The sequence below is a fragment of the Rouxiella silvae genome (assembly GCF_002093625.1).
Taxonomy (GTDB): domain Bacteria; phylum Pseudomonadota; class Gammaproteobacteria; order Enterobacterales; family Enterobacteriaceae; genus Rouxiella; species Rouxiella silvae.
In genome coordinates this window covers 1-18,744 of record NZ_MRWD01000081.1, presented here as the reverse complement: position 1 = coordinate 18,744, position 18,744 = coordinate 1, and the positions used below count along the sequence as shown (strand labels likewise).

Below are 18,744 nucleotides of genomic sequence, written 5' to 3'. Positions count from 1 at the left end.
CTTTTAAAGGATAGTTATTTAATATCCCAACCTCTCTTCCGACATCCTCAATTTTTTTAAACAAATAACTTTTATAAGAATTATAATTCCTTTCAACATATTCCATTAGCATAAAATCGCTATTGAAGTTAGCTATTAAATCTTTTTGTCCGTTATAAAACTCAACATCAACTAATGTGAGGGGCTTTATTTCTTCTATCTTTAACTTCCCGTCCTCGCTTGATGTGCTTATTTTACCGAGAAAATAATAATCTTCATTCATTCAAGATACCTTTAATAAGATAGTGAAATAAAATTCATTATATACATTCATTTTTACATTAAGTCACCCCTTAAGGGGATAAATCGTGAAGTGTTACCGGCGCTTGCAGGCGTCTTTTTTCTTGTGGAGATTTCTATGACATGGCTACAAACATTTACAGGTAAACACCTGGATTACACCAATCCTTGCCCTCACGTTTTTGATAAAGACAGCATCGCCCAAGGCCTCTCTCATGAGTGCCGCTTTAACGGGCAAATCCCTCAGTTCTACAGCGTTGCCCAGCATTCAGTATTGGCTAGTCTTCTCGTGCCAAAGCATATGGCCTGGGAAGCGCTGCTTCATGATGCGACAGAGGCGTTTATCAAAGATATTCCAGCGCCGCTAAAGTTGCTGCTGCCGGACTATAAGCGCGTTGAAGACCGGCTAGATAAGGTCATTCGCTTGAAGTATTGCCTACCGCTTTCAATGAGCGCGGAGGTGAAGAAAGCAGATTTAATCATGCTGGCCACCGAACGCCGTGATTTTGATCTGGATGACGGGACCGTGTGGCCAGTGCTGGAAGGTATAACCCCTGCTGATTTCGCTATCTGCCCCCTCAATCCAGCCCAAGCCCGCGCCCAGTTCCTCAATCGCTGGGAAGAAGTAAAACCTTTCTAAACCTGTTTGCAGACAGGAATTGTGGAGATACCCATGACAGTGAACGTAATCACCATCGATACCGAAACGATGGACACCGCCCATACGGCACTAATCCTCTCGATTGGCGCTTTTGCTTTCGATGTGACCGACTTGAATGCAACGCAGCAGGCAATCATGGACGTTACCAAAGACCCTGAACTGCAGGACCATTTGCAGTTTGCGTTTTACCGGCGTACCGATTCCTTCGATCAGTTAATTTCAGGTCGCACAGTTAGCGTGCCCACCCAGGAGTGGTGGAAGAAGCAGGGCGAGGAAGCACACGAAGCACTTACCGGTGAACGCGTCAGCTTAGGTGAGGCGCTATCAAATTTAAAACAGTGGATAGCCCAGCATCCAGACGCACGCATATTCTTTCGCGGTCCTGACTTTGACGGCTCCATTCTTGAAAACGCCTATCGGGCTCACGGCATTGAATGCCCGTGGAAATATAACGGTAAGCGAGATATCAGGACCTACATCGATGCAATGGTGCGCGGCGGTAAGGGTTACATCAAAGACCACCAGCCGTGCTTCCCCGTTGTTAAACATCACTCGCTGCACGATGCAATGAACGATGCAGAGCAAATGGCAACGGCCTACATGATGAACGACGGTAAAACAATTCCCGCCCCTAAACATTTCAAGTAAGGACCGGATCATGAAGCATGACAATTATAAATCAGGCCTTTGGCATGAGTGTGATGACCAGGTGTTAGGGGATGATGGGTTCGTTCTTCTGCGGGCCACTGAAAATCTTCTTGAGAAAGACCAACATCGCGCAAATATCCAGAGGATAGTTGCCTGCGTTAATGCTTTTAATGGGATTAACACGGAACAAATTGCCGGTAAAAACCTTGGTGAGTTTTTAGCCGGAGAGGTGAAACTTAATAAAGCAGAGCCTCAACCTGATGGTGGTTTTGGATTCACATTTTCCGGTTTTGCTATCCAATTAATGGCTGAATCTTTTGCAGACCAATTCAGAGAGTCTGGCGCAATTAACTATCTTGAGATGCTTTTTGAACATAAAGATATTGGACCTCTCACCATAACAATGCAGCGCACCCAAGGCCTTACGCCAGTTCAGAAATTATCTAAGGCTGAGGCTGAGCGAGATGTACTAAAGGCTGACAATGACAAGTTGGCAGCTTCACTCAGTACTTTAATGGAACAACTTGCAATAACCAATGAAGCTGTAAAACGTGAAACCAAGCTTGCTAATCAGTACCGGGATAAATGCGACAAGTTAGTGGCTGAGAACCAGTTTTTGAAAGAGTCATACGAAGATGATATCGGCGCTTACTCAGCAACAATTCACGTGCCGAATACGTCCTCTGCTATCGCTGAGTTCAAGGCGCAGGGTGTGGAGATGGGTATTGCTCACCTCATCAAAAAATTTGAAGGTACTGGGAATATTGGCGTGCCAGTAATGGCGCTTGAATGGCTGGCCGCCAATATGCGTGCGGGGGTGAAGGGATGAAAATTCATATCAGACGCGCACCATCGCGACAGCCACGGAAGGACGGCGACCAGAAGTTGATAAAAGGTGTCTTACATGAGCGCATCAGTTCACGCGTTATGTTTCGAGATTGGGATGTAGATAAGGGAAAGTTCTGCTATGGGTTGGCCTACAACTGCACTGGAGGACGACAGAATCATGAATGGGTGCCAGTGGATGACCTGATTGGAACATCTCCTTACAAGCGTCGCCGATATTCTGAAATAGATGGAGTGAAGCCATGAAAGAGCGCCCTATCATCTTCAATGCCGAAATGGTTAACGCCATTCTCAGCAGTCGCAAGACGCAAACGCGGCGGATTATTAATCCGCAGCCCGAGTTAACAGTCAGTTCTGGGTTCAAATGGAAAGGCGCCCTGTTCGGAGCTGGAAGCAATGATTGTGAAACAAATCGTAATTTTGCGCATATTAAATGCCCATTCGGTGAGATTGGCGATCGGCTGTGGGTGCGTGAGACGTGGGCGCGCTGCAACATAGACCAGTACAGTCACGATATGGCTTACCGTGCCACCACTCCTGACGACTGGCCTAAAGGTGGACGCTGGCGTCAATCAAACCACATGCCGCGCTGGGCCAGCCGTATCACGCTGGAAATCACCGGCATGCGCGTTGAGCGGTTGAATAGTATCAATGAAAACGATGCTCTCGCTGAGGGGCTGTCAGAAATAACTAAGGATGGGCGCCTCTATAAATACGGCATTCCTGACCGTGACGGATACCCTGGTAACGATAATTGTGGCTGGCCGTGGCATGAGTGGGAACGCTACCCAATTAGCGCTTACAGCAAGCTGTGGCAGTCAATATACGGAGCGGAAAGCTGGCAGGCTAACCCGTGGGTATGGGTCCTTGAGTTTAAACGCGTTGATGATGAGGCTTGAATATGGCGGCCTACTACAACTAATTTAACCCATATGCGGCCCAGTGGCTGCTGTGCCGCGATGGAAAGTGGCGGCCAGTTGAACCGGGCACATTCCCGCTGGCTCATGGGATTACCAACCGAGTGGGACGACATCGCGCCTACGGAACGCTATCAGTCCTGAAGCAGCGCAAATCTTTATAGAGGCTTTTAAGTGCTCGGTTTAATTCGTTAGGTGAAATAATAGTAGAGCGGCATGAGTTCAGTTCAAGAGGTTTTCATATTGATTATAAAGATCAGCCGTTCTTTAAAGCACACTCCTGAGCTTTTGCATTTGCGAACGCTATCCGCCCTTCTGAATCAATAGACTGGCCATTTAAAATGCACCAACATCGAAAGTCTATGGGCTCAGCCTCCACTTTGAAAATGTTAACCTCTTCATTTTCATAGAGCTGTATTACTTTTTCAGCATCTAGAAGCCATTCAGAGTAACTTTCGGGCAGAGTATGAGTGTCAGTAAAGAGTTTTCTGTACTCAGAATATTCGATTACGTTTCTAAACCAGAGAACACCAACAGCTTGATTTTTCATCGATTTAAACACTTAGTTAAGCGGAGGGCATGCTGACATTTGCTCTGCCAGCATTATTAATAGCGGCGAAATTGGTAGCGAATAGTACGTTCCAACTTACTAGATTGCCTTAAATTCAGTGGCTGTTTTGATAGCAATTCATGCTGAATCAGGTTTCTGCATCATTCGCTGGAAAGCCATACGCTGCCTTATTTAAAGTGCGACTAACCTTCAACTTTACAGGAGCCTCATAGACATTTGAAAGATATACCTCACCTATGAAAAATACTATATCACTTACTTTAACAGGGTGACCGCAGTACAAACATGTCATTGAAGACACGATATCACTCATAGTCGTTGCAACTTTCACATCAAATTTATCAGATTTGCATTTTTCACAAACAATGTTCATATCGGGCATAGATTCACTCGTGAATAGGTGAAGTATCCCAATTAACGCAATTAAGATTATTCCCACTCTGAAAAAAGTATAGCAGTGGATTACACATTTAACTTTTGCGCTCCTCATTTAGACAGGGACGGCGGGTTCACCATTGAGCTTTTTGCCGTCCAAAGCCCCCCCTTCTCTATGAGGAGTACTCCTTAAACACAGGCCATTAAAGAGGTCTGGTGAATATTCAAGCTAAGAGTAACTCATGACTCCTGAGTAAAGTGAAAACGCCGCCCGCGCTATAGCAAAGAAACTCATCACCGAACTCCGCAGTAAATCAAACAATCACACCTTCCGCGAACTGCTCGACAAATACGCCAGCCAGGCTAAGCCACTATGCCCACCAAAGCATGAGGCTTGGCTATGGCTCAACGTAATTGTGCATCGAGTGGTTGAGGGTAAATAGAAGAGGATTTATGGACAACATAATTCAAATGAACCCGAGCAAGTGGGTATCCGAAGACTTACTTATGTCTCTCACTGGCATGACCAAACACATGATTCAACACGCCCGACGAACTTCTTGGATGGAGGGTCGAGAGTACCGGCACGTGGCGCCTGACCTAAATCCGAAGCAAAACAGCCCGATCATGTATAACCGGCATGAGATTGATAATTGGGTTGAGCGACAAAGGCCAGCGATAAGACGGAGGATATCTGCTTAAATAGCTTCGCCTTTCAATTGAGGAGCAACAAAATGACAGCACAATATACAGGCGTAGAAAACCACGGAGGGTTACTACGCATATGGTTTATGTACAAAGGGAAAAGATTTAGGGAGGTTTTAGGTGTACCTGACACTGCCAAAAACCGCAAGATGGCTTCAGAGTTGAGAAATTCCATCGTCTACTCAATCAAGACGGGTAACTTCAACTACGCAGAAAAATTCCCTCAATCGCGAAACTTAGAAAAACTTGGCATCGCAAACCAGTCGATCACGTTCAAGGAGTTGATGGATAAGTGGCTGGGATTAAAGGAAATGGAGGTGTCAAAAAAGACAATTTCCGTATACAGGTCTTTGTTGAATATTTGCGCGGAGACAATGGGTGAAACCAGACTGGCTTCTTCCATCAACTATGAGATGATTTTGGGACTAAGAAAGGAGTTGTTGACCGGGCATCACTTCACTGGTGTTAGCAGTAAGGCCAGAACGCTTGATAAAAAAGGCAGAACGGTAAGGACCGTTAACGCTTACATGTCGATACTTACTTCCCTATTTTTGTTTGCTGAAAAAAACAACTACATTGAAAAATCTCCACTTGATGGCGTCGCGCCATTAAAGAAATCTCGTTCAGACCCAGACCCACTAACGAAAGAAGAGTATTTCAGACTGATGGGCGTGGCGGCAACAGAGCAAATTAGGAATATCTGGCAATTTGCAATCAACTCGGGGCTACGGCATGGAGAGCTATATGCCCTCGCCTGGGAAGATATCGACACAAAGGAATGGACAGCGAAAATAACCAGAAACATGGCTTTTGCAGGGCATTTCACCCCACCAAAAACGGAAAGCAGCACAAGGGTTATCAAGTTAACAGATGGAGCGATTGAAGCCTTAAAAAGCCAGATCCCCTTAACCAAAATGGGAAAAAAAGTTTCTGTTGAGGTTAATCTTAGGGAGTTTGGCAAGACGAGAACTGATGAGTGCACATTCGTATTTTGCCCCAGAGTTTCGTCTAGAAATGGTTGTGACAACGCTTATTACTCGCCAGGCTCTTTCAGTTCAACCTGGACTCATGCATTAAAAAAAGCAGGCATAAGACACAGGAGAGCATACGAGACTCGTCATACGTTTGCTTGCTGGGCGTTAAGTGCAGGCGTGAATCCAAATTTTATCGCCAATCAAATGGGCCATAATTCTGCTCAGATGGTTTACAACGTTTATGGTAAGTGGATGAGTGAGAATAACGCAGACCAGATGTCGATAATGAATGCAGGATTTAACCAAAATGCCCCGCATATGCCCCAGAGGAATTTCGGGTAGCGACAATACGCATTAATATCATATATTTAATCGTATCACTAGCGCTTAATGTGATTAAGATATAGCGGAGGCGATCGCGAAGCTATCTGACAAGTACGGAAAACACGTATTACGGTGAGGTAATAAATAGGCGGTCCGAACCACCCCGCTAGTCAGGCGGGGAGTGTGCAAAATAAATTGTTAAAAGTACCCTCATCAAACGCCGAATAACCTGATATAAACAGGCATAATAGGAATCTGGCAATATTCACTCCGTTTGAATATTTAGCTTGGCATTGCGGCTATTATTTTTCAAAAATCTTGTTGACTTAATTAATTTTAGGCCACTCCTTCATCTTATCGATCAATGATAGTTTTTTTGACGCACTCCCCAAATACATGGCAGTCGCCTCAAGAATATTTTCAGGTGAATATGTTATTGAATTTTCGCACTCTCTTGCGGCATGGTTAAACAGTGTAACCTTCTCCTCATTAGGCTTATTTTTATTTAAAATTGTCCGTAAGACTTCAAGAGTAGGTACTTCTGGAGTAGATAGCGAAGATAATAGTTCAAATATTGTCGATCTCCTGGATATTCTGTTATCCATAGTATTTCCTATTGTTTTTAAATAAGGATAATTATTTCCGTTGACATCCACTCCAAATATATTTTCCCAGATCGCCCCCATACTGTAGATATCTGATTTTATTTTTGGCAGATTATTTCTCACTTCAGATGCGATGTAACCATTGGCATTCATGCTATCCCCTGTTACATGCGTATGCGCATTACCACTATTGTTACTATACTCCTTCAGGTAAAGCTGTTGATAGACAATGGGAGCGGGATTGAAGCATATTGATGCTGATGAATAACCCTTAACAATATATATGTTTTCAAAATTAAGATAGCTGTAACCTTTGCCTTTTAATGCAGTGATTTCAGACATTTTTCGATAGAGAACTTGTAATTCATTCAAAATATCTGTAACCATTTTTTTCTTATTGATATAAGCAGCCACTGCGCCATCAAAGCTTTGGTTCATTTTCTGATTTTCTTGCGTTCTCCATTCGCCAAAGGTTTTTAAATGGCTAAGCTCAAATAAGGTGATAATGGCCGACCTATGTCCCCCATCGGTGGGCAATAAAACTTTCTGTTCAACGATGACCTCATCATTACCTGGGTATAAACCTTGTGTGGTGTCAACAATAGCACGTACATCTACATCACTCATCGGCTTCTCGGGTTGCAACAACGTGGCCTCAAAAGTCCTGCCCTGAGTATCCTTCAGGTGATAAGTCTTTATGTGGATACCCCTTTTATAATCAAACTTAAAGGGAGAAATATTCCACTCAAGACAGCTGGGATTCAGTTGCTGAGCCATTTGCTGCAGCGCCTGGCGTTTTGCTTCTCTCACTTTATATATCTGCGTGAGCTCGCCTTTCTGTTTATGTATAACCTTGCGTAATTCCGGGTACTCCTTTGGCGCAAGCGTAGACTCGTGAGGCAAAAAAGTTGATAAAAACGGCAACTTATGCCTTGAGTCAATTTTTGACAATTTTTGTTCAATACCCTCTGCTAATCTTTTAAACAGGTTTACAACATCAGGGTCATTCTTACGCAACCCATTATCTATAGCTAATAACAGGGCTTCAAAATGAGAAGCGTGACTTGCTCCTATAATTAACGTTTCAATAATTTTAATTAACACATCCCTAGGGTTTTATTTTTTTCAGCAAACATACCATTTAAAGAGCGAATTATGTCCTTGCTTTCACTCGCGCTGTAGGTCGTAAGCTTTGAAAATAACTGTAAGGGGCTAAGCTCCGGTTTGGGTGTTCCAACTGGAATCATGGAAACCGGCGTTACCGGTGTATTAGTCGCACCGCTGATGGGCTTGCAGAGTGGGTGATGATATTTGAGCTGAGACATTATTTACGTTGATCGAGCTTATTGAATTAATCATGACAGTTCTCACATGAACCCCGCAGGGCTTAGGTCTATTTGAAAAGAGTAAACGCACAGTATGTTTATGCAGTTCGCAATTCTTAAAGTGATTATTACGCATCTATAATTTAGCCGCTGTTTCCATATGTTTATTCAAATGTTCAATAATACCCAACGGGTAAGTCTTCACATTTGGTGATGAACACCCTTAAAATAAAGCTCACATATCAATCAATAAAATAATTTAAATTATAATTACCAAGATGAACGCGGTTAAATAAGCATCCATGATATAAATACATCTTAGAATAACCAGAGTGATATTACACAAAAGAAGTTCTCCTCACTTGTATGAATAATGATGGAAACTTTATTAAACTGGCATTAAAATTTAATCTCCAAGCTATTGAGGTTTTATTTATTATTCACAGGATAACATTATTGAGGCGGCAGAGTTTGGGGAGAGAGATTGCAGTAAGCACCCTCCCCGATTTTTGGGAGGGTCAACGTGAGGAAAGTACTAAATCCACCTTTGCGGTTTACTTCACTATTGCAGCGGTTCGAATTTCAATGCACTTAACGGCTGGACTTTGTCCTGGCGCACCATTTTATAAGCAGTATTTGGTCCAATCCATTTGTCCCAAATCTTGTCTATCGTACCCTCGTTGTCCATCGTCTTAAGGCTGGCGTTAACCTTGGCCAACAACGCCGGTTCGCCCTGCTTCATACCAATGCCAATCGGCTCTAGCGCCATAGGGAATGAGGTCATCGCCAAATCGACACCGCCGTTCTTCGCCAACTCAATCATTTTAATCGCCGTCATGGTGTTAGTCACAAAGCCGACGGATTTGTTCTGCTGAAGTGCCAAATAGGCAGACGCCGTATCCTGAAAGGTAATGGCTCTCGCGCCAGCGAGATAAATAGACTGCTCTGAAGTCGTGCCTTTAGTGGCGCTGATACGTTTGCCTTTAAAGAAGCTTTTCGGCTCTGCGGCGTTGGGAGCTTTAACCACCAAATTCTCCTGCGCCACATAGTAAGGGTCGCTAAATTGTATCTGCGAGGCGCGGGTTTTGGTATAAGCCAGATTGGCAATCAGTACGTCAACGCGGCCGGTGGTCAGCACCGGAATGCGCGCCTCAACTGAGGTCGGCATGAGGTTCAACTTGAGGCCCATCTGCTTGGCAAGCGCGGTGCATAAATCCACGTCCATTCCGGCTAACTGGCGCGTTTGCGGGTCCGGTGAAGAAAACGGCGGCACATCAGAATACACGCCACAATTGAGCTGGCCGCGCGCCTGAATGTCACTCAGCATATCGGCCTTTGTTGCCAACGTGGTTAATGCCAATGGGCTGAACAGGAGGATCCACGACAAACTTTTTATTTTCATAAGCATCTTACCCCGATGATGTTTTACTATTAAGTGACGACGTCACGAATTAATTACAAAAAATAATGCGTACCCACTCCCCCGCCAAACCGTTAATGTTGCCTCAAATCGCTGAGAAAACGCTGAGCACGTTCGTGCGAAGGCCGAGTAAAGAAGCGCTCCGGTGGCGCTTTCTCCAGAATTTTACCGGCATCCATAAACCAAATAGTGTCGGCCACTTCACGGGCAAAGTTCATTTCGTGAGTAACACACATCATGGTCATCCCCTCCTGCGCCAGACCACGCATTACGTTAAGCACTTCGCCCACCATTTCCGGATCGAGTGCGCTGGTCGGTTCATCGAACAGCATCACCGGCGGCTTCATTGCCAGTGCTCGTGCTATCGCCACGCGCTGCTGCTGCCCACCCGAGAGCTGCAAGGGATACGCATCGGCTTTGTGTGCCAGCCCCACTCGCTCGAGCAAGGCCATCGCCTCTTTTCGCGCTTGCGCCTTACGCACGCCGAGCACTTTAATAGGAGAAATCATCACGTTATCCAGCACTGAAATATGCGGAAAAAGGTTGAAGTTCTGAAAGACAAAGCCAATTCGGGTACGCAGTTGATTAAGCCGCGTGCTAGTACCGTTAATGTCCAGCCCTTCAAATAGAATTTGACCATTCTGAATAGGCTCAAGGCGATTCACCGTGCGAATAAGCGTGGATTTTCCCGAGCCGGAAGGCCCGCACACCACCACGACTTCACCGCTGCGGATCTCCGCGCTCAAGTCGGTCAGAGCCTGATATTCGCCATACCATTTATTGACCTGGTTAAACATAATTAGCGGGGTCATCTGTGCTCCTTATTGGGTAATTTCTGGGGTTAATGCAGCAGTCGCACTCAGTGACTGCCCCCCTTGATGACGTGTACGTTGCCGGGCAATGCGCTTTTCCAGCCTATTGGCCAGCCAGGTCAAGCTTGCACAAATTATGTAGTAACTGAGCGCCACAATCGCAAAGACCTGAAAAGGTTTGGTCAACAGTTGGTTACTGACCTGATTCGCTGCAAAAGTCAGCTCCTGCACGTTGATGACATAGCCCAATGTGCTGTCCTTGATAATAGAAACCAGCTGACTAATCAGGCTTGGCAGCATGTTGTACAACGCCTGCGGCAGAATGATTAGCCTGAAGGTTTTGAAGTAGCTCATCCCCAACGCCCGCGACGCCTCGTATTGGCCGGAGGGCAACGCCTGAATACCGCCCCTGACGATTTCGGCGATGTAGGCGCTTTCATAAATCACCAGCGTACAGGCCATGGTCGCGAACCCGTTGATATCGTGTCCTAACAGCATGGGGACACAAAAATAAGTCCAAAACACCACCATCATTAGCGGGATGCCGCGAAAGACATACACCCACACCGCCGCGACGCTGCGCACCGACTTGAAAGGCGAAATTCTCGCCATCGCCAACGCAATCCCCAATGGAAAGGCGAACAGCATCGCTACCACTGACAGCAGCAGCGTATTCGCCAAGCCACCGAGTGAACCGTGCGGATACTGCCCAACTAAAAACAGCATCCAGTATTGATGCACAATGCTCAATAAATCAGCCACCTGCACTTACCTCGCCATCGCGCGCTGAAAACGTTTGGCGATTAATGCGCCGCCGCCCATTAACAGCAGTGAGAAAAATAGGTACGCCAACGAGGCCACCAGGTAAATTTCAAAGGTCCTGAACGTCATATTCTCGATTTCGCGCGTCACGTAGGTCAGCTCGGCCACACCAATGACCATCGCAAGGCTGGTATTTTTAAACAGCAATACCGTGTGGTTGATGAGCGACGGCAGCGCGTTACGCATACCTTGAGGCAGAATAATCAGTCGCATCGACTTCACATAGCTCATGCCGAGTGCGCGGGAAGCCTCGGTTTGACCGGCAGGAATGGCGCGCAGACCGCTGCGAATATCCTCGGAAAAGTACGCGGCCTGACACAAGCCAAGCGCTACCATCGAGAAAATAAACTCGGCATTCTGATCGTTTATCCAATCCTGCAGCGCCTGCGGCAACAGCGTTGGAATAGCGAAATACCACATCATCAGCTGCACCAGCGTGGGAACGTTACGATGGTAAGAGACATAGAGGCTAACCAGCGCGACGGCGATACGCTTTTCCGTCAAACGGATAATCACCAGCAACAGCGCCAAAATCATCGCCAAAATCCACGAGCCCATTGCCAACTTTAACGTCAATTCAATGCCGGTTATCAGCATGTCGCCATACTGGCCCTGCATCACTGCCGCTATATCAAAACCGTTCTTCACTGCTGCCATTGCGTGCCCCTTTCAGCCGTTGAGCCATTGCCAAACTTAGCGAACGTCATCAGGTCGCATAGTTGATAGTCCGCCGGGCACTTGCAGGGTGGGCGTTATTTCAATATTGCCAATATTGACCGCAACCGGCATCGCCAGTGCAAAGGCTACGGTATCGGCGATATCTTTGGCAGTTGGCAGCTCAAAACCCTCAATAAACTGCTTTTTCGCCCCTTCTTTATCGCCAGACACGTTGCCGAAGATATCGGTTGCCACCCGCCCTGGACATATTTCAGTCACGCGAACGCGTTTTCCATAGCAGTCAACGCGTAGCTGGCGTGAAAGCGCGTGAACACCCGCTTTAGTGGCGTGATAAATCGAGTTGCCTCCAAAGTTATAAATCGCGGCAATAGAAGTAATGTTGATGATGTGCCCACGGTCGCGCGCCATCATCCCCGGCACGGTGAGGCGGCAGAGATGCAGCACCGCGCGCAGGTTGACGTCGACCTGTGTGTCCACATACTCTTCTTTCGCATTGGCAATCGAACCCGGATGTGAAATACCGGCGTTGTTTACCAGCACATCAACCTCAATTTCGCTGCACAAGCGGGTCAATGCCCCAACGTCGCTAACGTCAATGACGTGAGGAATACAGCCAGTACGTGCGGCAAGCGCCTTGAGTTCACTTTCGCGGCGGGCGACGGCGTGAACGGTAAGCCCTTCACTGCACAGACGCTCAACAATGGCTTCACCCATTCCGGCTGAAGCACCTGTCACCAATGCGACGTTATAATCTGAAAACGGCATAAAACTTCCTCTTTGAAATTTCCATTAATGCCAGCCTGGCGCTTAACGGGGCGTTAAATCGAATCTATCGGGTAACGGCGTAAACGGATAAGACTGAAAGGGTGTGTGGCAATAAGGCCCGCTTATGAACCCCGCTAATCGAACGCACACCGTCGCTATACAGCGCATAATCGTTAAACATTTGCAGCCCGCTGGCGTGAAATAGAGCGAATCTCACAGCCTGGCGTGTTTTCGATTTCTTGCCTGATTTGCTTCGCCAGCGCTACTGCACCTTCGGTATCACCGTGTAAAAGAATGGAAGAGATAGGCATTGGGATCGCCACGCCTTCAATGCTAGTCAAGGTCCCGTCCGTCAACCACTGGCGGATGCGGGCCGTTATCTGCTCTGGACTGTGTATCACCGCACCCGGTTTGGCACGACTCACCAGCATTCCGTCGCGGTGATAAGCGCGGTCGGCCAGCAGCGTGCAGGCAACCGGCATACCCAACACCCGCGCGCAGCGTTCAATCGCATTGCCCGCAGTGGTACTGACAATCAGTCTGGGGTCAAAAGATTGAACCGCGCGCAACAGCGGCATGGCTAGCGCCTCGTCTTCTGCCGCCATATTGCCCAGTGCGCCGTGAAAACTCATATGAGTGAGCGGATAATCGGCCACGCGGGCAAATCCTGCCAACGCGCCAAGCTGATAAATGACATACTGTGCCAACGTCGCAGTCTCTATTTGCATACGGCGGCGGCCAAAACCTGACAAATCGGGGAAACCGACGTGTGCACCAAGGTCGATGCCTCGCTCTTTTGCCTTGGCCACGCTTGCAGCCATGATCACCGCATCACCGGCGTGAAAGCCGCAGGCAATATTGGCGGAGCTAATGATGGACATTAGGGCGCTATCGTCAGTAATGCGGTAGTCGCCAAAACCTTCGCCGAGATCGGCGTTTAAATCGATAAATCTCATCGTTTTGTCTCCGCTATGAGGCCGTGGTCTGAAGAAGTGTAAAAAGGGGTCTGCCGCGCACAACGCGGTCGCCGTTACTCACTGCCAAGCGGATAATTTCACCGTCTCCCGGGCTGCGGATCGGCATCAACAGCTCGCCGGTCTGCAAGAAACCCAGGCTGTCTCCGGCTTTAACCTTGGTACCCTCTTCTATTGCGCGTTTTTCCTCCAGCGGATGCCTGCTCCAGAACCGTCCTTTTTGTAGCGCTTTAATCATCCGTCGCTGTTTGGGCCGAGGGGCCATGAACAGTGAACCCCTGCCGGCCAAGTGCAGCCGCAGTGAAAAGTTTTTGCCATTGATCTCTATTTTCCCCAACCCGGACGCCTGCATCTTTTGAGCAATTTTGCGGATTTCGTTAATCGCTATCATTTTTCACCCTGATTACGCGCGTGTCGCTGCCGATCGGCGCTGTTTATAAGTTGGACAGACGTGGTTATTCACCCGAGAACGGGGCATGAAAAGCGCGGGATGGGGAGCGGGAGATGTTTTCTACAAGCATACACTCACCCTCTCCTGGGCTATTTCGAGAATAACGGCAACTGTAGCGCGCCGTATTCTCAGCCAGAAAGAGGGTTTCCCTGTGTGGTAATAAGGCTCTCTTATTAATGGCTCAATGCTTAATGAACCAGCATCAAAGGACGGTTGTCCTGGGTACGTTTTACCATCAGAGACAGCATAATATCTTTTACCGCCTGTGCCGGTGGCGACAGGGAAAGATGGTCAGACATGCAGAACGAAAGCGGTGCCTGAATACCGGGAGAAACAATGCGCGACAGCCACACTCCGGGCTGGGCGGCCATTTCGCGCGCTGCTGATTCTGGCAATATGGTCACCCCTAACCCGCTCGTCACCGCCGCGTTGAGCGTAGAAGGTGATTCTATTTCCGCAATAATATTGGCCTTCAACTTCTCGCGCTGTAGCGTTTCATCCACCAACCTGCGCACAACATTGTAAGGTCGAGGCATGAACAGGTCGCGCTTTACCACATCGGCGAGTTCGACGGTGATGTCGGGCGTCGTGACCCGCGCCGACCCCACCAGATAGAGATCCTCTTTCATAAGCGGAACGAATGACAAACCGTGCACCTGACGATCGCCATAAATCACCGCCATGTCCATGCGCCCATTCATGATCTGCTCACTCATGGGTGAGCCAAAGTTTTCATTGAGATACAGCACAATACCCGGATGCTGGGCCTTAACTGCCTGAATTAATGGCATTGCCAGCAGTGACGCCGCGGTAGAAGGCGCAAGTCCGACGCAGACGTGACCACTCAGCGCGCTGCCGGCGTTGTCCACGGCACTCTGCGCCTGTTCACATTGGCGAAGAATTGTCTGGGCATGGGCGTAAAGAATTTTTCCGGCTTCGGTCGGCGTGACGCCGCGCTTGGTGCGGATGAGAAGTTGCTGATCAAGCTCGCCCTCAAGCGCCGCCAGCTGCTGGCTGAGTGCGGGTTGCGCAATATGTAGCACCTCAGCCGCCTGCGTCAGGCTGCCAATATCCACGATTTTTACGTAATACTTTAAACGCCTAAGATTCATGACCGACCCCGTTGTTAAACGCTACTGACTTATCTGTGCACTGCCCGGTAATCTTTCTACGGCTAATAGCGAAGCAATATTCAGGCCACTCAGCTCGTGAAATAACAAATAGCGCTAACGTTGGGAAAATCGCGGTCAATTTCGGGCATTAAGTATAAGCAATTGCAATGGATGCCCCGCCTGATTCTTCACGTTGGAAGGGAATTATTGCCCTCTTTATTGATGAACCTGCACCTAAAAGGGGCGCAATAATGCGTCGAATGAATCAATCATTTAACGCGTTTTGGTAATAACTCCATTTCCGCTTGGCTATAATGCTTAGAAGGCTGTGTTGATAAGCCACACCAGCAAGTATTGGAGAGAATAATGACCCGCCAAATCAAGCAACAGGTTAAAGCGTATCGGGACGACATCCGCGATTTGCAAACGCGCAGACCGCTTCCGGGGCCACAGTTGGAACATCTCGATCCTTTTTTATTCCTGAACCATCACGGTCCGCAGGTTTATGCACCGGATAATTTAGGTCTGCCTTTTGGCCCGCATCCGCATCGTGGATTTGAGACCGTGACCTTCATTGTGCGCGGCGAGCTTTCCCATAAAGACACCGGCGGTCATGAGAGTATTATTGGGGCCGGTGGCGTGCAGTGGATGACCGCCGGTTCTGGGCTGATCCATTCTGAGCTTTCTCCTGAATCATTTAAAAAACAGGGCGGAGAGCTTGAGATCCTGCAACTGTGGGTGAATTTACCCGCGCGTCTCAAAATGACCGCCCCTAGCTACGTCGGATTGCAGGCGGCAGAAATCCCGCAGATTCCGTTGAGTCACGGTGAAGGGTCGGTAAGTTTGATTTCAGGCGAAGTGGCAGGCGTCAGCGGGCCAATTAACACCCTCACCGACGTCACCATGATGACGGTCCAGCTTGCCGCAGGCAGTGAAATTACCTTAAGCGCACCCGCAGCGCGCGAAGTATTCTTGTACACGGTGAAAGGCCGTTTGCAGATTGGCGATGATGAGGCGCAGGCATGGCACCTGATTGAGCTCGACGATGCAGGCGACAGCGTGACCGTTACCGCTGTCGACGATGCCGTGATACTGTTTGGCCATGCCGATAAAATCCGTGAACCGATTGTTTCTCATGGCCCGTTCGTGATGAACAGCATGCAGGAAATTAACCAGGCTATTCTTGACTATCAGGCCGGAAAGTTTGACGTCAAATTAGACGATCATTAAAGTCTGTTTAAACTCGTGCGATATTCTAAGAAAAGGCCGCTGCCGGCCTTTTTAAAACAAACCTGCAATCAGTTTTTGGCTAACATATTTCCATGGCTTCTTGAGTTCAGGGTAATTTGCGCGTCGTATTCTTTCGGCAATCTACGTGCTTCTAGAAATACTGATTTCCAATAGGGATTATCAAGCGAAGATCGCATCACGCCCTTGCTGTAAGAGGCGTGCAGGAAGTTTTGTTGGGTATCGTAAAATCCAACGTGCAGTTGGCGGTCGATACGGAAAAATACCAGATCACCGGGCTGAAGCTGGCTACGATTCACCCGCTTGCCCATTTGAATAAGTTCGGTGGTCGTCACTCTGTCCATAGGAAGATTGAATCTGTCTTTCAGCGTTCGCCAGACAAATCCCGAGCAGTCCACTCCAGATAATTTAGTGCCGCCCCAGCTGTAAGGCGTACCTTGCCATGAATGCATTTGATCGTGTAGGGCAGCTATTACAGAAATTAAATCAGACTCCTGCTCTCTTTTGCTTATATTATCGGCAGTGTCGTTTAAATTGGCGTTATTTACAGGCGGCTTTGAAGCACATCCTGCCAGCAGCACACACGAAATGCACAGAATTTTCTTTAATGACGCAAAGGTCTTCATTAGGCGTGAACCGAACAATTAATCAAGGGTTTACGGTTTATAACCCAAACTGGACTGCGGCTAAACATTCTTATCGAGTCATTACTGTAAATTACGCAAATTTACGTTAATTTACTTATAAAAGGGTATTGCCTTAAAACAGGGAAAGTGTCCTACAACATGCCGTGCTAAAGGTTTATCAGAAACTTCGTTTCGCCTCAGCGAGGCCACTCTAATGAGCAAATAACCTCGATGACAGTTTATCAATTAAAATAATGGATAAAGAATGCACAGAGAACCGCACAGTATTGAAAAAATTGGTTGGCTCAGGGCGGCAGTACTGGGCGCAAATGATGGCATTGTTTCTACGGCCAGTCTTTTGATGGGTGTCGCCTCGGCGAATGCCTCGCATCAGAGCATTTTATTGACCGGCGTAGCGGGATTAGTGGCCGGAGCGATGTCGATGGCGACGGGGGAATACGTTTCAGTATCCTCACAGTCAGACACCGAAAAAGCCGCGCTGGCGGAAGAGCAGGACGAGTTAGAGGCAGACTATCAGGGGGAATTTCATGAGTTGACGTCAATTTATGTGAGTCGTGGCCTTGACCCCGCGCTAGCACGGCAGGTGGCAACACAGTTGATGAGCCATGATGCCTTGGGCGCACACGCGCGTGACGAGCTGGGCATATCCGATATTACCACCGCGCGCCCTCTTCAGGCCGCCTGGGCCTCGGCGATGAGTTTTTCAGCAGGCGCTTTTTTACCTCTGCTGGTCGCCATCTTGGCAGGCAAAGCCTGGGCGCTGCCCTCAATTGCGATTGCAGCGCTGGTTTCGCTCGCCGTGCTGGGGGGTATTGCCGCCAAGGCGGGGGGTGCGCCTTTGCTTCCCGCCGTGGTCAGAGTGACATTTTGGAGTGCCTTGGCGATGGGTCTCTCCTCAGCGGTCGGGACTATTTTTAGCGCACTTGCGAATTAAATCTCGCGAGACTCACTCCTCCATAGCAGCCAACACCGCTTCTGGAACGATGGGGCGTCCGTTAACCAGGCATGCCGCAATAAAGGTGGCTTCCGAGTAGACCACGCCGTTGACAAGTATTTGCTGAATAAAATTAGCGCGGTTTTTTTTCTCGTTTTTCATGACTTTACACGTCACTTCCATAACATCGCCTTTCATGAGGCTCTTACGGAATTTCATTGAATATTCAAGCACCATATGAATACGGCCCTGTTTGAATTCATCTTCAAGGTCGAGGCCCAGCGCCTCTTTCATAAAGGCATGACGCGCCCACTCCATATAGAAAGGGTAGTAAAGACCATCGACCACGCCCTGAAAATCGATATGTTTCTCATCAACATTGTATTTTTTTATAAACATTACAGTTCCCTTAAATGACTAACAGTAAAATTAATTTCAGGCAGAAATAGTTCAGCCGCGTTAATTTCTATGTTAAAAAAATGTTTAAATCAACTGATTTTTTATTCACAAATGTTTAATGAAATGGCTGTTTTTACTGCGTATTTTGCAATGTTTTACACCTTCCCTGCGCCCCGACCGCTCCGGTGATAATTTTTGTTCTTAAACAAAAAATTGAGTCAACAACCTTGCCAATTACCACAATATGTTAAT

22 protein-coding genes are annotated in these 18,744 nt (G+C 47.7%); 8 read left to right on the top strand and 14 right to left on the bottom strand.

The window, feature by feature from the left end; translation table 11 throughout:
- The coding region (locus tag BS639_RS22845) for a hypothetical protein (protein ID WP_139804171.1) at positions 1-262 on the bottom strand (262 nt) is incomplete at its 3' end.
- Positions 263-397: 135 nt separating this feature from the next.
- Here BS639_RS22845 and BS639_RS22840 point away from each other — a divergent pair.
- From BS639_RS22840 to BS639_RS22825, 4 genes are all read left to right on the top strand, one after another.
- Positions 398-919 carry a hypothetical protein gene (locus tag BS639_RS22840; RefSeq protein ID WP_084984413.1) on the top strand — a complete coding sequence of 174 codons (522 nt, stop codon included), beginning with the start codon at positions 398-400 and terminating at the stop codon, positions 917-919.
- Positions 920-952: 33 nt separating this feature from the next.
- Positions 953-1,588: a 3'-5' exonuclease gene (locus BS639_RS22835; RefSeq protein ID WP_084984412.1), complete on the top strand. Its 636-nt coding sequence runs from the start codon at positions 953-955 to the stop codon at positions 1,586-1,588.
- Positions 1,589-1,598: 10 nt separating this feature from the next.
- Entirely contained in the window at positions 1,599-2,417 is an 819-nt protein-coding gene (locus tag BS639_RS22830; protein ID WP_084984411.1) for a hypothetical protein, read from the top strand.
- Between the two features lie 259 nt (positions 2,418-2,676).
- Complete coding sequence (locus BS639_RS22825; protein ID WP_084984410.1) at positions 2,677-3,333, top strand: hypothetical protein; 657 nt, start codon at positions 2,677-2,679, stop codon at positions 3,331-3,333.
- A 274-nt stretch (positions 3,334-3,607) separates the two neighbouring features.
- On the opposite strand, the gene BS639_RS22820 is transcribed toward BS639_RS22825, so the two are convergent.
- The gene (locus BS639_RS22820) at positions 3,608-3,901 is read right to left on the bottom strand and encodes a hypothetical protein (protein WP_084984409.1); all 294 of its coding nucleotides are present in this window, start codon (positions 3,899-3,901) and stop codon (positions 3,608-3,610) included.
- A gap of 148 nt (positions 3,902-4,049) precedes the next feature.
- The gene (locus BS639_RS22815; RefSeq protein WP_084984408.1) at positions 4,050-4,304 is read right to left on the bottom strand and encodes a hypothetical protein; all 255 of its coding nucleotides are present in this window, start codon (positions 4,302-4,304) and stop codon (positions 4,050-4,052) included.
- 446 nt (positions 4,305-4,750) lie between these two features.
- Between BS639_RS22815 and BS639_RS22805 the strand changes: the two genes are divergently transcribed.
- Positions 4,751-4,999 carry an excisionase family protein gene (locus BS639_RS22805; RefSeq protein WP_017490893.1) on the top strand — a complete coding sequence of 83 codons (249 nt, stop codon included), beginning with the start codon at positions 4,751-4,753 and terminating at the stop codon, positions 4,997-4,999.
- A 32-nt stretch (positions 5,000-5,031) separates the two neighbouring features.
- Positions 5,032-6,318, top strand: a complete 1,287-nt coding sequence (locus BS639_RS22800) for a site-specific integrase (RefSeq protein WP_084984407.1) — start codon at positions 5,032-5,034, stop codon at positions 6,316-6,318.
- Between the two features lie 308 nt (positions 6,319-6,626).
- Here BS639_RS22800 and BS639_RS22795 read toward each other — a convergent pair whose 3' ends face one another.
- The 9 genes from BS639_RS22795 to nac form a co-directional block, all read right to left on the bottom strand.
- Positions 6,627-8,009 (bottom strand): hypothetical protein, encoded by a 1,383-nt coding sequence (locus BS639_RS22795; RefSeq protein WP_084984406.1) that lies wholly within the window; start codon positions 8,007-8,009, stop codon positions 6,627-6,629.
- A gap of 783 nt (positions 8,010-8,792) precedes the next feature.
- Positions 8,793-9,632 carry an ABC transporter substrate-binding protein gene (locus BS639_RS22790; protein ID WP_084984415.1) on the bottom strand — a complete coding sequence of 280 codons (840 nt, stop codon included), beginning with the start codon at positions 9,630-9,632 and terminating at the stop codon, positions 8,793-8,795.
- 92 nt (positions 9,633-9,724) lie between these two features.
- Complete coding sequence (locus BS639_RS22785) at positions 9,725-10,462, bottom strand: amino acid ABC transporter ATP-binding protein (protein WP_055771756.1); 738 nt, start codon at positions 10,460-10,462, stop codon at positions 9,725-9,727.
- 9 nt (positions 10,463-10,471) lie between these two features.
- Entirely contained in the window at positions 10,472-11,224 is a 753-nt protein-coding gene (locus tag BS639_RS22780) for an amino acid ABC transporter permease (RefSeq protein ID WP_084984414.1), read from the bottom strand.
- A 6-nt stretch (positions 11,225-11,230) separates the two neighbouring features.
- Entirely contained in the window at positions 11,231-11,941 is a 711-nt protein-coding gene (locus BS639_RS22775; protein WP_084984405.1) for an amino acid ABC transporter permease, read from the bottom strand.
- Positions 11,942-11,977: 36 nt separating this feature from the next.
- A complete protein-coding gene (locus BS639_RS22770; RefSeq protein ID WP_055771750.1) occupies positions 11,978-12,727 on the bottom strand; it encodes an SDR family oxidoreductase in 750 nt (249 codons plus the stop codon).
- A 173-nt stretch (positions 12,728-12,900) separates the two neighbouring features.
- The gene (locus BS639_RS22765) at positions 12,901-13,683 is read right to left on the bottom strand and encodes a LamB/YcsF family protein (RefSeq protein ID WP_084984404.1); all 783 of its coding nucleotides are present in this window, start codon (positions 13,681-13,683) and stop codon (positions 12,901-12,903) included.
- Positions 13,684-13,696: 13 nt separating this feature from the next.
- Complete coding sequence (locus BS639_RS22760; protein WP_084984403.1) at positions 13,697-14,092, bottom strand: acetyl-CoA carboxylase biotin carboxyl carrier protein; 396 nt, start codon at positions 14,090-14,092, stop codon at positions 13,697-13,699.
- 248 nt (positions 14,093-14,340) lie between these two features.
- Positions 14,341-15,264: a nitrogen assimilation transcriptional regulator NAC gene (gene nac, locus BS639_RS22755; RefSeq protein WP_084984402.1), complete on the bottom strand. Its 924-nt coding sequence runs from the start codon at positions 15,262-15,264 to the stop codon at positions 14,341-14,343.
- 366 nt (positions 15,265-15,630) lie between these two features.
- Between nac and BS639_RS22750 the strand changes: the two genes are divergently transcribed.
- On the top strand, positions 15,631-16,494 hold the full coding sequence (locus BS639_RS22750; protein WP_055771739.1) for a pirin family protein: 864 nt from the start codon (positions 15,631-15,633) through the stop codon (positions 16,492-16,494).
- Positions 16,495-16,562: 68 nt separating this feature from the next.
- Here BS639_RS22750 and BS639_RS22745 read toward each other — a convergent pair whose 3' ends face one another.
- Positions 16,563-17,138: a C40 family peptidase gene (locus BS639_RS22745; protein WP_055771736.1), complete on the bottom strand. Its 576-nt coding sequence runs from the start codon at positions 17,136-17,138 to the stop codon at positions 16,563-16,565.
- Positions 17,139-17,403: 265 nt separating this feature from the next.
- Between BS639_RS22745 and BS639_RS22740 the strand changes: the two genes are divergently transcribed.
- Positions 17,404-18,093: a VIT1/CCC1 transporter family protein gene (locus BS639_RS22740; RefSeq protein WP_055771733.1), complete on the top strand. Its 690-nt coding sequence runs from the start codon at positions 17,404-17,406 to the stop codon at positions 18,091-18,093.
- A gap of 12 nt (positions 18,094-18,105) precedes the next feature.
- Here BS639_RS22740 and BS639_RS22735 read toward each other — a convergent pair whose 3' ends face one another.
- Positions 18,106-18,492 carry an acyl-CoA thioesterase gene (locus BS639_RS22735; protein ID WP_055771730.1) on the bottom strand — a complete coding sequence of 129 codons (387 nt, stop codon included), beginning with the start codon at positions 18,490-18,492 and terminating at the stop codon, positions 18,106-18,108.
- Positions 18,493-18,744 lie beyond the last annotated feature (252 nt).

What these genes read in the sequence shown, in the direction of transcription:
- BS639_RS22840 (WP_084984413.1), top strand. Translation starts at nt 398, where the DNA reads ATGACATGGCTACAAACATTTACAGGTAAACACCTGGATTACACCAAT.
- BS639_RS22835 (WP_084984412.1), top strand. Translation starts at nt 953, where the DNA reads ATGACAGTGAACGTAATCACCATCGATACCGAAACGATGGACACCGCC.
- BS639_RS22830 (WP_084984411.1), top strand. Translation starts at nt 1,599, where the DNA reads ATGAAGCATGACAATTATAAATCAGGCCTTTGGCATGAGTGTGATGAC.
- BS639_RS22825 (WP_084984410.1), top strand. Translation starts at nt 2,677, where the DNA reads ATGAAAGAGCGCCCTATCATCTTCAATGCCGAAATGGTTAACGCCATT.
- BS639_RS22820 (WP_084984409.1), bottom strand. Translation starts at nt 3,901, where the DNA reads ATGAAAAATCAAGCTGTTGGTGTTCTCTGGTTTAGAAACGTAATCGAA.
- BS639_RS22815 (WP_084984408.1), bottom strand. Translation starts at nt 4,304, where the DNA reads ATGCCCGATATGAACATTGTTTGTGAAAAATGCAAATCTGATAAATTT.
- BS639_RS22805 (WP_017490893.1), top strand. Translation starts at nt 4,751, where the DNA reads ATGGACAACATAATTCAAATGAACCCGAGCAAGTGGGTATCCGAAGAC.
- BS639_RS22800 (WP_084984407.1), top strand. Translation starts at nt 5,032, where the DNA reads ATGACAGCACAATATACAGGCGTAGAAAACCACGGAGGGTTACTACGC.
- BS639_RS22790 (WP_084984415.1), bottom strand. Translation starts at nt 9,632, where the DNA reads ATGAAAATAAAAAGTTTGTCGTGGATCCTCCTGTTCAGCCCATTGGCA.
- BS639_RS22785 (WP_055771756.1), bottom strand. Translation starts at nt 10,462, where the DNA reads ATGACCCCGCTAATTATGTTTAACCAGGTCAATAAATGGTATGGCGAA.
- BS639_RS22775 (WP_084984405.1), bottom strand. Translation starts at nt 11,941, where the DNA reads ATGGCAGCAGTGAAGAACGGTTTTGATATAGCGGCAGTGATGCAGGGC.
- BS639_RS22770 (WP_055771750.1), bottom strand. Translation starts at nt 12,727, where the DNA reads ATGCCGTTTTCAGATTATAACGTCGCATTGGTGACAGGTGCTTCAGCC.
- BS639_RS22765 (WP_084984404.1), bottom strand. Translation starts at nt 13,683, where the DNA reads ATGAGATTTATCGATTTAAACGCCGATCTCGGCGAAGGTTTTGGCGAC.
- BS639_RS22760 (WP_084984403.1), bottom strand. Translation starts at nt 14,092, where the DNA reads ATGATAGCGATTAACGAAATCCGCAAAATTGCTCAAAAGATGCAGGCG.
- nac (WP_084984402.1), bottom strand. Translation starts at nt 15,264, where the DNA reads ATGAATCTTAGGCGTTTAAAGTATTACGTAAAAATCGTGGATATTGGC.
- BS639_RS22750 (WP_055771739.1), top strand. Translation starts at nt 15,631, where the DNA reads ATGACCCGCCAAATCAAGCAACAGGTTAAAGCGTATCGGGACGACATC.
- BS639_RS22745 (WP_055771736.1), bottom strand. Translation starts at nt 17,138, where the DNA reads ATGAAGACCTTTGCGTCATTAAAGAAAATTCTGTGCATTTCGTGTGTG.
- BS639_RS22740 (WP_055771733.1), top strand. Translation starts at nt 17,404, where the DNA reads ATGCACAGAGAACCGCACAGTATTGAAAAAATTGGTTGGCTCAGGGCG.
- BS639_RS22735 (WP_055771730.1), bottom strand. Translation starts at nt 18,492, where the DNA reads ATGTTTATAAAAAAATACAATGTTGATGAGAAACATATCGATTTTCAG.